The following is a 17,423-nucleotide window of genomic DNA, read 5'->3' on the forward strand; positions in this document are numbered from 1 at the left end:
AAATAGTGTAACCCCCGCCGCCGAAAGCGGCGGGGGTTACACTATTTTCAGTATGAAATTTTTTAAGGAATTATCACTGATTTATATCTATCACTTTAAAACAATCTATTGTAAAATGACAGGCTGGAAAGATTTTCTTCATTTTTCTGTTATGATTTTATTCTGTATTGCTTTGCTTTCTTGCAATACCAATGTTTCTTTAAACCCCGGGGTAAATCACGGAATTATCGACCTCAGAAATAGTGAAGATACTATTGCAAACCCTATAAGACTTGATGGAGCCTGGAAGTTTTACTGGAACTATCTTATAGAAAGCACAGAACAGTTAAAACTACAAAACCCACCTATAGAATATATTATAGTACCCGCACCATGGAATAAGCAAAAGAATTTCAAATCCTACCCTGCTCATGGATATGGAACATATCATATTACGCTATTGCATGCAAAAAATACCATAGGCTCTATTATGGCTATCAAAATGCCATTTACATACACCTCTCATGCAATATTTATCAATGGGATTCCAGTAGCACGAAGTGGAGTTGTTGCCAGCAATAAGAAAACCATGACACCCAACCAGTTACCTTCAATAATACAATTTTTAGTAACAGCTCAAACTACAGAACTATTCATACAGGTTGCAAATTTTCAGCAACGCAATGGAGGCATCATACATCCTGTTTATTATGGGACACCAAAAATTATTGAAAACTTTCATAATAGTTCTATATATCTTCAGCTTTTTGTATTTGCTTCATTGTTCGTAATAGGCATATATCATTTAGGGTTATACTTTATTAACAGGTCAAAGCAAAATATTTTCATGGGACTTTTTTCCCTGGTTGTGGCGTTACGTATTCTTGTTATCAACGAAATGCTTTTAATAAGCCTTTTCAGCCCACCATGGAGCATCAATTTCAGGCTATCATACCTGACCATAACCATAACACCAATACTATTTTGCCATTTTGTAAATAGCATCTATCCTGATAAAATTAAAAAGCTTACAATACGTATAACAGACATTTACTTTGGATTTTTCACTTTATTTGTATGTATTGCTCCTCTTCATGTTATGTCTTCTATGCTGATATTTATACAACTGGCACTGGTATATATTTCCATCTGTCTTCTCATTGTTCTTATTAAAGAAACCAGTAAGAATTTAAAAACAAAACGAATTTTTTATGGTGGTATAATTGTAGGTTTTGCCTGTTTGATAAATGACATTTTGTATTCACATCAAATTATAAAAACGATAAATTCAAGCCATTTTGGCATGCTTATATTTGTTGTAACTCAATCAATGATAGCTTTTGAAGAATATATTATTCAACAACAAAGGCTTGTTGCATTGTCACATGAGATGAATATTGCTAAAAAAATACAAAGAAACATTTTGCCATCTGAACCACCTCATCTTTGGGGCTGCTCAGTTGACATTTTATATTTACCGGTTTCTACCATAAGCGGTGACTTTTATCATTTTTTTGATATCGACAACAAACACGCAGGAATATTTATTGCAGATGTTACCGGACATGGAATACCAGCATCCATGATAGCATCAACTGTTAATATCGCGTTCAAGCTACAATATGATCATGCTGCAAATCCTGATACTGTATTACGTAATATTAATGATCTTTTGATTGGTAAAACTGGTAATCAGCCTATTACTGCATTATACTGTTATCTTGACATGGACAATATGATAGTACATTTATCACGGGCAGGACATCCATATCCATTATATTTTAATTCTACCATAGGTACTGTTGAAGAAATTAAAACCCAGGGAAACGTCATGGGTATATGGCCATCAGCTAATTTTGCCAGTACCCAACTTACTATACATAATGGCGACAAAATAATTCTTTATACTGATGGATTAATAGAAATACGAAATAAACAAAACCATCTGTACAATTTAGATAACCTTAAAAAATCAATCATCAATAATAAACATCTAAAAGGCAGTGAATTTACCAACACACTTGTTAATGAAGTATTACAATGGGCTGGCAGCAAGGAAAACATTACCGACGATATAACTGTAATTACAATAGATGTAGGCTAAAATCTATTTCCAGTTTTTTAAATACTGCTCAAATCCTTTAGAATTTGATTTATTTTGTTCCAGAAAAATTCTGGTTTGCTGCACAATTGTATTTTCTCTTTCAGAACTTAGTTCACCCACCATTACCCTGGTTCGTAAAAACACAAAGTAGGTGTCAAGAACATCAGAGATACAGTATTCATGAATTTCTTCAATCTTCCCTGCTTTGTAAAGATCATACACATCATCGCCGCTCATTTCAACCTTGCCGGGTTTACCTATGACCTTTGCAAGCAAGTTTAACCCACCCTGCATCTTTATTGCACTGTAGTTGGATAACCAATCATGCAGGTCAATATGCTTGGTGCCAAATCTGAAACGGGATGCAAATTTATCTTTAAAATGCCGTTTTGCAGTTACACCAAACCTGAAAGCCATCAGTTCCATTAAAGGAAAATCAAAACCCCTGCCGTTGAATGTAACAAATGAAGCATCGTTATATTCACCTTCTATAACATCCCAGAACTGCCGTACAATCTGTTGGGTCCTGAAATGTGGCTCATCCAATGTACGCATTTTGATTGGAAAAAACTTTTCATCAACTTCAAGCATGGAAACTATTACAGGTAATTGGAATGTAACGGGAATGAACCACGTAGATCCATCCGACACTGTTAATATTTCCTCCTGAAATTTAATAACAGCATCATGTTCGCTGATCGATAGATGAGGATATTTTACCTGTTTTATTAAGTTTGCATCCGGCACTGACTCAATATCAAAAACAACATATTTAACTTTAGATTCCACGCTTTCAACCCTATAAATAAAATGAACGTATCAAAGTTATTAAATTCCTGGATTGCACCATACAACCTTTTACTAAACGTACCCGACAATCATCATCCTGAACTTGGTTCATAGTCATCCTGAATTTACCAATTAACCGTCATCCTGAACCATGTCCTGAATTTATTTCAGGATTGATTCAGCACAGTCATCCTGAACTTGATTCAGGATCTTTTATAACGAAAATGGCGATTCCAGATCAAGCCCGGAATGACGGTGCATAAATAGATTTCCATTAAACCAGGAATACCATTACCAATAAGTAATCGATATGTAAATTCATGAAGCTCTAAAACAATAATATTAAAATAAAAATGCATGTGGAGGTTACCCCACATGCTTTTTAATGAAAACCTGGTATAAATAATTTATTTTCCTTTAAACTTATCTTCCATTTTTTTTATCAGGTCTTTAATGAATGGATCCTGCTCACTTTCACGTGCTTTCTGAATAGCATCATATGAACTTTTTGAACCTATACGTGCTATTCCCAATAATGCTGAATAACGAACATCAGCACTTGGGTCATTCAGTAATGCATTATTGAGGCTTTCTGCACTTTCTTCATTTGCAATCTCGCCCAATGCTATTGCTGCATATAAACGCACTTTCACTCTGTTGTCACTGCGGAGAAGTTCATGTAATTTTGGAAGCGCTGACTTTTCCTTATTATCTGCAATCCACTCTTCTGCAGCAACAACAGTCACTTCATCACTGCTTGAAAGATCAGCTATATATTCCTTAGCACTCTTCTTTGCATTATCCTGGGCCATTCCTCCATCAGAAATTATAACAAACGAAAAGATAATACATAATGTTAGTAACATTATTTTTTTCATTGTGCACCTCTCATTTTTTGACGATATAATTAACGATAGTATATTTTGATGTATAGTATCCTTTTTTTATAAAGAATGTCAATGATTTTCTTATATAAATATATAATTTTTGCGATAGTTACTATTAACAGGAACTATCGCCAGCTAAATTTTTTAAAAGAATAAGCTTTTATGAATACTATACTATTAGTTGACCATACAGACTATAAATACGAATTACAAAAATATCTTGCTCAAAATTATACCGTTTTGATGGCAGACTCAGCATATGATGCCATTACAACATTAAACATGCAGGATGTTGATCTTATAATTTCACAGGTTGAGTTGCCTGGCGATAATGCTTTTGACCTCTATAATTATTTACAAAAGCACTATACCTATATACCGGCAATTATGATTACTGAAAAAGATATGGACACCTTTTTTGATAAAATCTTTATACAGGGTATTGGCAATGTATTGAAGATACCCGTTAATCAAAATGAATTTAACAATCTTGTTACTAAACTAATCACCAGAAAAAATATTTTTGGACTGGAAAATTATATAACCAATATAATTAATACAAATGCCATACGCATTAATGCTTCCATTCAAATCCCGCCTGCGGTTGAAAAAATCCTGGATACCATTGAATCGTGGGGATTTATTATTAAAAATAAAAGTATTGTATATTTAATCCTCAATGAAATGATTATTAATGCTGTGTATCATTCCCATGGATATACCCGTGAAAAGGAAATGCGAATACCCATCCAGCTTAAAGATGGCCAGTTTGTTGATATAACCTTGTGTCATAATACCACCACCTATGCTATAGCAATAACTGATTATCAGGGAACTCTTACCAAAGAAAAAATATTACAGAGTATTCATAAAGCCATTGAACAGGAGCAACTGATTCTTAAAGCAGCCCAAACCGGTGAAGATATCAGTGATAAAATTTCAGAAACTGGACGCGGGATTGACCTTATGCGCAAATTAGCTTCTGAATTTTATTTTATTATTCAACAAAATAAACGAACAGAAATCATCCTGCTTTTTAAATCAGACTCTAATGAAAAGAAATCAAGCTCACTAAAAATTATTGAAGATTTCCACTGATTACTGAGATTCAGCACTTCGACGCAAAAAAGCTGGAATATCCAGATCCTCATGTGAATAATCTTTAACACGCCGTTTTTCATAATCCAATGAAAAAGACTTCATCTGAACAGGAACTTTTTTCTCAACTCTTTCCTTATTATTTCTGCCTTCAATAACCGTTAATGGAGTGCCTGTTGCTCTATCCAGATCATTGGGACGGTTCAACATATTTAGCTTGCGGTCAAACCCGGTTGCTATCACCGTTACTCTAATCTTGTCATCAAGTGCCGGGTCGATAGTTGCCCCAAAAATGATATTTGCATCCGGGTCAACCTGCTTATTAATAATTTCTGTTACTTCATTAACTTCATGTAATGATAGATCATTGCCTCCCGCAATGTTAAGCAGCACTGCCTTTGCCCCGTCAATTCCAGACTCTTCAAGCAGTGGGCTGTTTATAGCCATCTGTGTTGCTTCTATTGCCCTATTTTCACCAACACCAATACCAACTCCCATAATCGCATCACCAGTTTCTTTCATCACAGTTCTGACATCAGCAAAATCAACATTAACAAGGCCCGTAACCATAATGATATCAGCAATGCCCTGTACACCCTGCCTCAAAATATCATCAGCCAGTTTAAATGCCTGATCTATAGGTGTATTGCGGTCAATAATCTTTAACAAAAGGTCATTGGGGATAACAATTATTGTATCAACTTTTTCTTTAAGATTTTTGATCCCTTCCTCTGCATGCTGCATCCTTCTTCGGCCTTCAACACGGAATGGCTTTGTTACAACCCCTACAACCAGCGCACCACATTCTTTTGCCACTTCTGCAACGATTGGCGCAGCACCTGTCCCGGTACCTCCACCCATGCCAGCAGTGATGAATACCATATCTGCCCCTTTTAAGGCTTTTTCCAGTTTATCCCTGTCTTCAAGAGCAGCTTCCCGGCCAATTGATGGATCAGCACCTGCTCCCAACCCTCTGGTCAGCTTACCTCCAATCTGAATCCTGTTCTGAGCTAGCGATGCTTTCAATTGCTGTGCATCAGTGTTCACAACAATATAATCCACTCCTTCAAGGCCCGTTGCAATCATCCTGTTCACTGCATTATTGCCTGCACCTCCAACACCAACAACCTTGATAACAGTATTCATTTGTGGTTCTTCTTCAAATCTAAACATTATTTCCTCCTTTTTAATTATGTCGCATTATTTTTTAAAAAAAATTAATAAAAAATTAAACTCCTATGCCTGTATTATAAATAATCATTAAAAATATGCTTGAGTTTATCTTTAAAACTGGTAAAAGCGCTTTTAGTTTTGCGTGTTTGTCTTACCTGGCTCATTTTGGCACCATATTTCAATAATCCAACACCATTGGCATACACAGGAGTTGAAACAACATCCTTCAATCCGGCAATATTCTCTGGGACCCCAACCCGTACCGGCATACCAAATACTCTTTCGGCTGCCTCTACTGTACCTTCTACCATACTGCCTCCACCCGTCAATACCACACCTGCTGCCAATATTTCCTTTTTACCACTTTTTACCAGTTCGTTATCAATCATTTCCATTATCTCAACCATCCGCGGTTCAATAATCTGTGCCAGCTCATGCCTGAACAGCCTTCGCGGCGCCCTTCCACCAACCGATGGCACCTCAATCGTCTCCGAAGCATCAACCAGGTCAACCACTGCACATCCATATTTCTTCTTTATAACCTCTGCTGAATCAATTGGTGTCCTTAATCCTATGGAGATATCATTGGTAACATGTATGCCGCCAATTCCTAACACTGCTGAATATGCCACACCACCTTCAATAAAAATAATGATATCCGTAGTGCCACCACCAATATCAACAAGCGCCACACCTAAATCTTTTTCGTCGCGGCTCAATGTTGCCTCAGCAGAAGCTAAAGGTGAAAATACTATGTCATTGCAGGTAAATCCAGCTTTATTAATTGATTTCACCAGATTCTGAATGCTTGTTGTAGAGCCGGTAATAATATGCACTTCAGCTTCAAGCCTTACACCAGTCATCCCTATGGGGTCCTTAATCCCGGTCTGGTCATCAACAGCAAATTCTTTAGACAGAACATGAATTATCTCTCTATCCATGGGGATAACGATAGCCTGTGCAGCTTCAATAACCCGTTTCATTTCAAGTGGCGTTATTGTACGGCTTCGGTTTGCAACAGCAACCACACCTCTTGAGTTTTCGCCTTTTATATGCTGCCCGGTAACACCAACAAATACCGAACTTACTTCGCAACCAGCCATTAACTCTGCATCTTCTATGGCTTTAACAATTGAGGAAACAGTATTATCAATATTTACTATAACGCCATTTTTCAAACCTCGTGAAGGTGCAACTCCAACACCCACAACCTCAACCTGTTTATTTTCATTCAAAAATCCAATGACTGCACAGGTTTTTGTTGTACCGATATCCAGTCCCACAAGAATGTTATCTAATATGGTATCTTCTTTCATATCTATCACCATACCACCATTCGTTTTTGTGTCACCATGGCATTACCAGGATAGGCTTTTTTACTATCATATACTCCTACAACAGCATCAAGTAATGAAAGGCCATTGTATGTTTCATCCCAGATACACTGTGATGAAAAGCCATGAAATTGCACATATGATACTTCGGGATCTGTGCAATTAATTATCGAAATCCTGCTTACAATGGCATTGTTTTGTATCATGTTTTTCAAAATAATAAGAATATGTATTATTCTTGGCGAAAGTTTATTATTAATAACTTCAGCCTGGCTTATTTTAATTATCGGTCGGTCATAGGCGTAAACTCTACTGGTTGGGACAATACTCAGATTTGAATCCACTGCAACTGAAACAAGCGAATCTCCTCTATCAAAAAGAATCACAGCCAGTATGTCTTTTTCAACCACCTGTATGGTACATATATTCTTTTCAATATTGACATTATATGATTCAATCATGACATTTTTACTCAAACCCGCATATAATGCTTTCACATCCACAAAAATTTTTCCATCTTTCATAAAAACGCCATGTTGCAATATTTCATGCTGGTCAACATATTTCAATCCCTGTAACCTCACATGAGTTACCTGTACCACATCTGCGTAAGTTGCGGAGGATACAACTCCACATAGCATTAACAATATACAAGTGTAAAATATAACTTTCACTTTACCCCTTTACCATCAATCACTGAAAGAATCTTTGGCCCAACTTTATAAATATCACCAGCACCCAGTGTCAGTATTACATCACCTTTTCTGGCTATTCTGCAAACATATTCTGGAACTTCATCCAGGTGCTGAATAATTTCTACATCTCTTCCTTCATGTTTTTTTACTGCCTGCTGTATCAGCTGGCTGCTGACACCTTCTATTGGTTCCTCTCCCGCTGGATAAATTTCGGTTAACAACAACTCATCAGCCATTGCAAATGCCTGCCCAAATTCATCATACAAATACTGTGTCCGCGAATAACGGTGTGGCTGAAAAATAACTACAACACGCCTTCCCAGCTGTTTTACAGCCTCTAATGTTGCCCATATTTCAGTTGGGTGGTGACCATAATCATCTACTACCATAATACCCTGAGCTTCTCCAATTTTTTCCAGGCGCCTTCCAACACCTTTAAATGCGGCGACAGCATCAGCAATCTTTTCAAATGATAAACCTAATTCTAATGCAACAGCAACAACAGCCAGTGAATTAATAATATTATGTTTGCCAAGTAAAGTCAGAACTATCTCCCCTAACTTTTCTTCTTTATAATAACAACTATACCGGGTTGAACCGTTAAGTAATTTAACATCACCTGCTCTGAAATCAGCCTTTGCATTAAATCCATAGGTTACAAAGGGGCGCTCTATTCGGGGTAAAAGTTCAAGAACAACAGGATCATCTATGCATACCACTGAATAGCCATAAAACGGTATATTATTCATATAGGTGACAAAGGCTTCTTTAATCCCTTCAAAATATTTATAATGATCCAGATGATCAGCATCAATATTGGTAACAACTCCAATAGTTGGCAATAGTTTAAGAAATGAACCATCCGATTCATCTGCTTCAAATACTATATACTCACCTTCACCCACCCGTGCATTGCTTTCAAAGTTGAGTACTTTTCCACCCACAACGGCTGTTGGATTGAGCCCGCCATGATACAGCACATATGAAAGCATGGATGATGTTGTAGTTTTGCCGTGAGTACCAGCAACACCAATGCCGTGCTTTAACCGCACCAGTTCAGCAAGCATTTCGGAACGGTGTATTACCGGTATCTTGCGCTTTTTTGCTTCAATGAGTTCAGGATTGTTTTTATTTATTGCACTGGACGTCACAACAACATGATAATCCTTTATATTAGAAGGATAATGCCCAATAAATATGGTTGCACCCATTTTTTGCAATCGTTTAGTTTGTTCTGATTCACGCAGATCTGACCCTGAAACCTCATATCCTAAATTAATAAGGATCTCAGCAATACCGGACATCCCGATACCGCCAATCCCAATAAAATGCATCTTCTTTGACTTTCTGAACACGTCCTGTACTCCTATTTTTTTAAATCACAATCTTTCACAATGAAATTTACAATATCCTGTGCAGCAGTAATTTTTGCCAGTGACTTTGCCTTTACAGACATCCTGGCCAGCAATGTTTCATTATCAAGCAAATCAAAAATCATTGGTGCCACTTTTTGAGCTGTCGCTTCACTATTTTCAATCATTTCGGCTGCTCCGGCTTTTACAAACTCCATGGCATTTTTTTTCTGATGATCTTTTGCAGCATACGGATAAGGAATTAATATTGAAGGAATACCCCATGCTGCAAGTTCCATTAATACACCGGCACCAGCCCTACTTATTGCAATATCACATGCTGCATAAGAATTTTCTACATCAAGTATATATGGGGCAAGAAATATTGAAGCCCTATGGGTAACATTCTGCAGTTTTTCCTTAAATTGTTCATACGAATATGTACCGGTACTCCAGATTATGCCGGTATCTGCAAAATTTTCAGGATAGTGCGTCAGCATATCATACATGAGTTCATTGAGTTTTAAAGCTCCCTGGCTTCCACCTATCACCAGTATAACTTTTTTGCAATGCATCATATTAAATCGTTTTAATGCAGCATTCTTATCCACCTGTTTTACTACCTGCTTGCGGATAGGATTGCCAGTATGAATAATAGAATGGGCAAGTCCAATATCAAGATAATCAGCAGTGGCTTCAAATGTTGTGAATAGTGCTTTTGCCCGTTTTGCAAAAACATTGGTTACCATTCCAGGAACAACATTCTGCTCACATAGATATACAGGAATCTTTTTTAATAGTGCTCCAACAAGAGAAGGGGCTGAAACATATCCACCCATGCCAATGACTGCAGCTACATTATTTTTTGTTATAAACCTCATTGTCCATACTAATGCTGAAATAAACCGTACTATAAAAGTTGGAAGATTAAAAATATTCTTCCACATCGTTGGAGCATTATATGTGTACAAATTCTCAATGGTATTTAATGAAGAAAATTTTACATCGTTAGATCCCACCAATAATAGGGGATTATATCCCTGTGATTTGAATTCCTCATATAATGCTATTCCTGGCATAATATGCCCGCCTGTACCTCCACCACTGATCAACACTGTCCCTTTCATACCCACACCTCGCCGCTGTATTTAAGCTCCTGGGCAACTACTTCACGATATTTTGAAATATTCAACAGAATACCCGTTCCAATCATGGTTACCATCAGCGATGACCCACCATAACTTATAAATGGCAATGGTATCCCTGTTGTTGGCAACACACCAATAACAACACTAATATTTAAAAACGCCTGCACTGTAACAAGTAACGTTAATCCCATAGCAAGTAATCTACCATATTCATCAGGTGCACGCAGAGCAATTTTCACCCCAAAGTAGAAAAACAACAAATAGAGAATTACCACGCTGAAAGTCCCCACCAGCCCTGTTTCCTCAGCAATGACAGCAAATATAAAATCTGTATGTGGTTCAGGAAGGCGCTTTATCTTCTGAGTACCTGAACCCAGACCTGCACCCAAAAGCCCGCCTAACTTAAATGCAATAAAGGATTGTATAATATGATATCCTTTCCCAAAACGGTCTGACCATGGATCCAAAAATGCAAGTATTCGCTCACGCCTATATTCTACCTGATAAATCAAAAGATAAAACATTGGTACACTCAACACAGCCAGCCCAAGCATATACACTAACGGAAAACCTGAAACAAAGAGTAACACCACCGAAATGATTGCAACATCTATTGCTGTGCCAAAATCCGGCTGCAGCATAATCAGCAAAAAGAATACGCCAACTATGAGAAGAGGCAACAGCAGTTGCAATACATTTATATCCCGCTGATGCTCATAGGAAAAAACTTTTGCAAAATATATAACTATAAATAATTTGACCAGTTCAGAAGGTTGGAACCGTAATAATCCAAACCCTAACCATCGAGAAGACCCTTTAACTGAAATACCCAATCCAGGTATTAGAACCAGCACCAGCGTTAAAAGAGTAAAGATAAGCATTATTTTTGTGTATTGCTGATAGTACCTGTAATCAATCTGTTGGACAAACATCATTATTATAAAACCTGCACAGCTCCATACCAACTGCCGTTTTAAAAAATATAAAGAATCACCAAATGTTCTTTCTGCAAAAAGTGCACTTGCGCTGTAGGTCATGGCAATACCAATACCAATGAGTATGAAAGCCACTATAAACAGCCCCATCTCAGGTTCGCCTTTTCTGCGTGTATCAATGACTGCCTTTACATCCACCGCAATTGCCCCTGTTTAAGTCTTTTAACAATCTCAATAAAATCATTCCCACGTTCTTCATAATTTTTATACATATCAAATGAAGCACAAGCTGGTGACAGAAGTATAGTATCGCCTTCTGCACTTACCTTCATTGCTTTCATAACTGCATCTTCCATAGTATGTGCTTTTATATGAGGCATATCGCTAAAAAGTGTAGAAAATTCATCCTTGGTTTCACCAATAAGAACAAGTGCTTTAACTTTGCCTTTTAAATAATTTTTTAGTCGTGAATAATCATCACCTTTTGCCCGACCACCTATAATAAGTATCACATTCCCTGAAATACTTTTCAATGCCATGATTACCGCACCAACCGTCGTTGCCTTTGAATCATTTATAAACGCTCTTCCCTCAATGTGGCCTACCATCTGCACCCGGTGTGGCAAACCTTCAAAACTATACAGTGCATCTTCAAGTGTGCTAAGGTTAATGTCACGGCCAAGCTTTTTTGCAAGCGACAGAGTTGCAAGAATTGCCGCCATTGCATTCTGCACATTGTGTAGCCCCAGTATTTTAAGTTTGCTAGCTTGTGCAATCAGCTTCTGCCCGCCTTTCAGTGTGCAATACAGCCCACCTTCTTTAAAATAGCAGTCAGTCTCTTTATGTAATGAAAATGAATACTGAGTTGCTTTTAATGATGGCAGATGTGCTGCTATAAATTCATCATCACTATTTACAATAAAATAATCACTACTATCCTGATTTTTTGCAATATTCATCTTTGCATTGAAATATTCTTCAAGAGAACTATACCGGTCCAAATGGTCAGGAGTAAGATTGGTAAGGATTGCAACATCCGGTTTAAATGTATCAATGGTTTCCAGTTGAAAAGAGGAAAGTTCAATCACCGCAACCGAATCTTTTTGTAATGTATCAACTATCGAAACATAGGGAATGCCAATATTGCCACAGGGATGCGCGTCAAAGCCCAATGCCTTCAGGCAGTGTGCGGTCAGCATGGTTGTAGTTGACTTGCCATCGGTTCCGGTAATACCAACTATACGCGAACTGCAATACCGGTAAGCTAGCTCAATTTCAGATATTACCGGTATTCCTTTATTCTTTGCTTCATGTATTAATGGTATACTCTGGGGAACTCCAGGACTTAACACAATTTCATCAAAGCCGGATTCTAAAATTGAAGGATCCTGATTACCAGCAATCACATGCACACTTCCGTCAAGTTTATTAATGATGGGCAGCAGTTCATCGCGTGATTTAATATCACATACAGTCACTGCAAAACCTTTGCCAACAAGAAAGTTGGCAGAGGCTAATCCTGTCCGGTAACCCAATCCAACTACAAGTATGTGTTTTTTCTGCTCCACAGTAACTATCCTTTAAATAAATAAAATACTCATTATACCTGTGCGATAGTTTATGGGAACTATCGCATATGCATTATAAAATCTTAAGAGAGCTTAATCCCAATATTGCCAGTATAATGCCAATAATCCACATACGCACCACCACCTTCTGTTCCGGCCAACCTGATAGCTCAAAGTGGTGATGGATGGGCGCCATTTTAAATACACGCTTTTTCCACAATTTATATGAAGTAACCTGAATCATAACCGATAGTGCCTCAATAACAAATATGCCGCCAACTATGACAAGAAAAAATTCCTTTTTAATCATTATGGCAACAGTCCCAATAATCCCCCCCAATGCTAATGACCCCGTATCGCCCATAAACACCGATGCAGGATTTGAATTAAACCACAAAAAACCTAAACCTGCACCACCCAATGCTGCTAAAAATACTGTAAGCTCTGCAGCCTGTGGAATATACGGAATACGCAAATACTGTGCAATAGGCTGATGTCCGGTAAGATATGCCATGACCGCTAACACACCAACAACTATCGTGACTGTACCAATGGCAAGGCCATCAAGGCCATCAGTAAGGTTAACAGCATTGGAACTACCAACAATAACAAGCATGGCAAACAGTATCCATATCCAGGACAAATCAAGTATTGCTCTATTGACAAAAGGCACATACAGGGTTGTTGTTTCTTTAGCATTTGATGGGAAAAAATAAATACATAGTACAATCAAAAGCCCGGACAAACACTGCAACAAAAACTTAAGTCGCGCAGGAATGCCATCTTTTTTCTTTAGTATTGATTTTATATAATCATCAATAAACCCTATTGCACCTAAAAGAACAGTAATGACAATGAGTAAAATAAAATACAGATTTTTAAAGTTCCCCCATAAAATAACTGAGATAAGCACTGCACCCAATATAAGTACACCACCCATTGTGGGTGTTCCTGCTTTTTTTTGATGTGATTGTGGCCCTAATGTACGAATTTCTTCTTTAAACCGAAGATGCGTCAGCCAGCGTATAACCATCCCGCCAAATATTAATACTATTAAAAGCGATGTCAATGCAGCATACGCCGAGCGAAACGTGATATATTGAAACAATCGCAAAAACGAGAGATATTCCTGTAAAGGCAATATAAAGTGATAAAACATAGTTACCTCACTGTTCCAATGCGTTTACTACGTCTTCCATCTTCATTGAACGAGAACCTTTCACAAGCACCACATCATCGTGCTTTACAAATTGCAGCAAGAATGCAATAAGCTCCTCTTTGGAATCAAAAGATTTTACCTGCGTACTGTCTAATCCACCAGCAATAGCACCTTCGGCAATATACCGTGCATCATTACCCCATACGAAAACATATGAAAACCCTGATGCCTTTAATTTGGTTCCAACTGTAAAATGCAAATCCCTAGAAAATGTTCCTAACTCTTTCATATCTGATAATACAGCAATCTTTCGTTTATCTGGAAATACCATTGAAGCGCTTTTAAATGCATACTCCATCGATAATGGGTTTGCATTATAACAATCATCAATGATGGTGCAGCGCTCTTTTTTAATATCACTGCGCATTGCTACAGACCTGAAATTATGTAAAGCTTCTTTTACTTTTACAACTGATTTCCCCATAATCCCGGCAACAGCAATGGTAGCTATCGCCGCATATACATTATGAAAGCCATATGCAGGCACAGTAATTTCAACACCATCATATTCCACTACTGTTTTATCCTGAAACAATCTATATGACGCTGGTGCTATATCACCGGTAAGTCCAAAGGTTATAACTTTTATATTTTTTTCACGTGCTTTCTTCTTTACAACTTCAGTGTGTCTTGTATCATTATTCAGTAAGCATATGCTTCCTGCAGCCATCCCATCCAGTATCTCAGCTTTTGCATGCGCAACATTTTCAGTTGATCCCAAAAATTCCAGATGCCCCTCACCTATGTTGGTAATAACAGCTACTGTGGGAATGGCAATCTGCGAAAGGCGCGATATCTCTCCGGGATGGTTCATCCCCATCTCAATAACAGCAAAGCTGTGAGCAGTCTTCATATGCAGTATGGTATATGGTACACCAATTTCATTATTATAATTTTTCTGGGTTTTAAGGCACTGGCCTTCAGATGAAAGAACCTGTGCAATCATTTCTTTTGTGGTTGTCTTGCCATTGGTACCAGTTACACCAATAACAGGTATGTCAAATTTTTTCCTGTGCCAGCGTGCTATTGCTGCATACGCCTGTAATGTGTCATTACAATAAATAGCGCTTGCATTATATTGATGAGCTATATTTACTTTATCCGGTTTGTGTGTCAAAAATGAAGTGCACTTCCCGGTTTTACACACAGCTTCTATAAAATCATGCCCATCAAATGTGTTGCCAGCTATTGGCACAAAGAGGCTTTTATCTTCTACAAGACGTGAATCAGTAGTAATATACTGCACTGGCTGTCCATCACCATGATGAACTGCATTAATGGCATCAGCAATAGTTTGTGAAGTTGTTTCAAACCGAACTATCACTTCGCAAGCCTCTCGTTTATATATTTACGGGCAACTTCCCTGTCATCAAAGTGATATTTCTTTGTACCAATAATCTGATAATCCTCATGGCCTTTGCCCGCTATGACAATAACATCATCCTTTTGTGCCATATATATTGCGTGTTTGATTGCTTCTTCACGATTGATAATGACCTGATAACGGTTTGTTTTCATTCCTGCTGTAATATCCCGTATTATAGCTTCAGGATTTTCTTTTCTGGGATTATCACTGGTTACAATAACCAGGTCAGAATATTCCTCACTGACTTTTCCCATCAATGGCCGCTTTGTTTTATCCCTGTTACCACCGCAGCCAAACACCGTTATAATGCGCTCAGGTTTTAATGAACGTACTGAAAGCAATAATTTTTCCAGTGCATCATTGGTATGTGCATAATCTACAACTACGGCAAAACCTTCAGGTGATAGAATTGTATCAAATCTGCCGGGGACACTGGATAGCACTGAAATTCCTGTTACTATTCTGCCAATAGGCACATTTAAAAAATCAGCAACACCAATTGCACCCAATGCATTATACACATTAAATCGGCCTGCCAATTTCATGGTGAATTGTTTGGCAAATGGTAAATCTGTGGCAAATTGCGTGCCTTTAATTGAAATCTGAATTGATGATTCAATGCAATGATAATCAGCAGTATTATTAATGCCAAACGAGAAAAGCGGATAACCATAGCGCTGGCGCCATTGTAATATCTGTCTGCCATAATTATCATCAGCATTAATGAATGCTGCTTTTTTCTGCTTTAGGCTTTTATTCAAAATTTCAAACAAACGCACTTTTGCCATAAAATAGTCATTGAATGTAATATGATAATCCAAATGGTCGCGTGTGAGGTTGGTGAATATGGCACAATCAAAATGTATATCATCAACCCGTAAAAGCGATAGTGCATGGGAAGAAACTTCCATTATGATGCAATCAACACCATCCAGAACCATTGTTGACATAATCTCTTGAAGGTCCCTGGACTCGGGTGTTGTATGTGAAGCATTGATTACCTTATCTTTCCAGCGATAGTTAATGGTACCCAAAACCCCGCAGGTAAAGCCCGCTCTTGACAATATTGATTCAAGCATATACGTAGTGGTAGTTTTGCCATTGGTACCGGTAACACCAATGACAACAGCCTGCAACGAAGGTTCACCATAAAACCTGGCTGAAATTTGTGACAACGCTCTTCGTGTGTCTTTTGCTGTTGCTACCGCAATATCATATTGCTCAAGCAAAGAGCTAAATTCATCAAGGCGATTTTCCTGCAAGACTATGCACGATGCTTTATTTTCAACAGCATCTTTTATAAATTTATGTCCATCAGTTTCTATTCCCTCAATAGCAACAAACAGCCCCTCTTTTTCAACCTTCCGTGAGTCATATTCAATAGCGCTGATACGGATATCCTCATCACCCTTTATAATTGTGACCTCAGTATCATTAAGTAATGTATATAGATCAAAAGAGTTGTATGTTCGTATATCCATTAATGTGCACCTTTTTTGCCTTTCAGTATTATCAGGCTTTCTTTGGTCATGGGCACCAGACCATTATTTTTTGCAAATATTTCTATCTGCTCCATAGATAGCGCTTTATTTAGTTGATACTTTTCACGTTCATATTCTTCAAGTATTGTTTGATATCCTTTTATCATAGCATTATACTGCATCTTAAGCTGCATATATTCAATATTCTGATAAATAAATGCAATGATGAAACATATAAAAATGATCACAATGGTAGTATACTGCACTATACTTTTTTGTTCTGATGTATTCATAT

At 37.6% G+C, this 17,423-nt stretch carries 15 protein-coding genes; 2 read left to right on the forward strand and 13 right to left on the reverse strand.

Translation table 11 applies throughout. The features are described from left to right. On the forward strand, positions 1-2,083 hold a 2,083-nt coding region (locus AB1444_07790), incomplete at its 5' end, for a SpoIIE family protein phosphatase (protein MEW6526550.1). A gap of 3 nt (positions 2,084-2,086) precedes the next feature. Here the strand turns inward: AB1444_07790 and AB1444_07795 are convergent. Together AB1444_07795 and AB1444_07800 are read right to left on the reverse strand one after the other, a co-directional pair. After that, entirely contained in the window at positions 2,087-2,872 is a 786-nt protein-coding gene (locus AB1444_07795) for a ribonuclease H-like domain-containing protein (GenBank protein MEW6526551.1), read from the reverse strand. Positions 2,873-3,279: 407 nt separating this feature from the next. Then, positions 3,280-3,750, reverse strand: a complete 471-nt coding sequence (locus tag AB1444_07800) for a HEAT repeat domain-containing protein (GenBank protein MEW6526552.1) — start codon at positions 3,748-3,750, stop codon at positions 3,280-3,282. A gap of 171 nt (positions 3,751-3,921) precedes the next feature. Between AB1444_07800 and AB1444_07805 the strand changes: the two genes are divergently transcribed. Then, positions 3,922-4,857: a response regulator gene (locus AB1444_07805; protein MEW6526553.1), complete on the forward strand. Its 936-nt coding sequence runs from the start codon at positions 3,922-3,924 to the stop codon at positions 4,855-4,857. On the opposite strand, the gene ftsZ is transcribed toward AB1444_07805, so the two are convergent. The 11 genes from ftsZ to AB1444_07860 all read right to left on the reverse strand — a co-directional run bounded on the left by ftsZ (position 4,858) and on the right by AB1444_07860 (position 17,421). After that, positions 4,858-6,030 (reverse strand): cell division protein FtsZ, encoded by a 1,173-nt coding sequence (gene ftsZ / locus AB1444_07810; GenBank protein ID MEW6526554.1) that lies wholly within the window; start codon positions 6,028-6,030, stop codon positions 4,858-4,860. Between the two features lie 74 nt (positions 6,031-6,104). Next, positions 6,105-7,346, reverse strand: coding sequence for a cell division protein FtsA (gene ftsA / locus AB1444_07815; protein ID MEW6526555.1), 1,242 nt, complete (start codon positions 7,344-7,346; stop codon positions 6,105-6,107). 5 nt (positions 7,347-7,351) lie between these two features. Next, positions 7,352-7,948 carry a hypothetical protein gene (locus AB1444_07820; protein MEW6526556.1) on the reverse strand — a complete coding sequence of 199 codons (597 nt, stop codon included), beginning with the start codon at positions 7,946-7,948 and terminating at the stop codon, positions 7,352-7,354. Between the two features lie 86 nt (positions 7,949-8,034). Further along, entirely contained in the window at positions 8,035-9,414 is a 1,380-nt protein-coding gene (gene murC, locus AB1444_07825) for a UDP-N-acetylmuramate--L-alanine ligase (protein MEW6526557.1), read from the reverse strand. Between the two features lie 11 nt (positions 9,415-9,425). Beyond that, positions 9,426-10,538: an undecaprenyldiphospho-muramoylpentapeptide beta-N-acetylglucosaminyltransferase gene (gene murG, locus AB1444_07830; protein ID MEW6526558.1), complete on the reverse strand. Its 1,113-nt coding sequence runs from the start codon at positions 10,536-10,538 to the stop codon at positions 9,426-9,428. After that, positions 10,535-11,692 (reverse strand): putative lipid II flippase FtsW, encoded by a 1,158-nt coding sequence (gene ftsW / locus AB1444_07835; GenBank protein MEW6526559.1) that lies wholly within the window; start codon positions 11,690-11,692, stop codon positions 10,535-10,537. Before ftsW ends, murG begins: the two co-directional genes overlap by 4 nt. Beyond that, positions 11,683-13,062 (reverse strand): UDP-N-acetylmuramoyl-L-alanine--D-glutamate ligase, encoded by a 1,380-nt coding sequence (gene murD / locus AB1444_07840; GenBank protein ID MEW6526560.1) that lies wholly within the window; start codon positions 13,060-13,062, stop codon positions 11,683-11,685. The genes ftsW and murD overlap by 10 nt, the downstream gene beginning before the upstream one ends. 73 nt (positions 13,063-13,135) lie before the next feature. Beyond that, positions 13,136-14,221 carry a phospho-N-acetylmuramoyl-pentapeptide-transferase gene (mraY, locus tag AB1444_07845; GenBank protein MEW6526561.1) on the reverse strand — a complete coding sequence of 362 codons (1,086 nt, stop codon included), beginning with the start codon at positions 14,219-14,221 and terminating at the stop codon, positions 13,136-13,138. Positions 14,222-14,228: 7 nt separating this feature from the next. Next, a complete protein-coding gene (gene murF / locus AB1444_07850) occupies positions 14,229-15,605 on the reverse strand; it encodes a UDP-N-acetylmuramoyl-tripeptide--D-alanyl-D-alanine ligase (protein ID MEW6526562.1) in 1,377 nt (458 codons plus the stop codon). Then, positions 15,602-17,128 (reverse strand): UDP-N-acetylmuramoyl-L-alanyl-D-glutamate--2,6-diaminopimelate ligase, encoded by a 1,527-nt coding sequence (locus AB1444_07855; GenBank protein ID MEW6526563.1) that lies wholly within the window; start codon positions 17,126-17,128, stop codon positions 15,602-15,604. The genes murF and AB1444_07855 overlap by 4 nt, the downstream gene beginning before the upstream one ends. Then, positions 17,128-17,421 (reverse strand): hypothetical protein, encoded by a 294-nt coding sequence (locus tag AB1444_07860; protein MEW6526564.1) that lies wholly within the window; start codon positions 17,419-17,421, stop codon positions 17,128-17,130. The genes AB1444_07855 and AB1444_07860 overlap by 1 nt, the downstream gene beginning before the upstream one ends. Between the last annotated feature and the right edge of the window lie 2 nt (positions 17,422-17,423).

It is taken from the genome of Spirochaetota bacterium (genome assembly GCA_040756435.1).
Classification (GTDB): domain Bacteria; phylum Spirochaetota; class UBA4802; order UBA4802; family UB4802; genus UBA4802.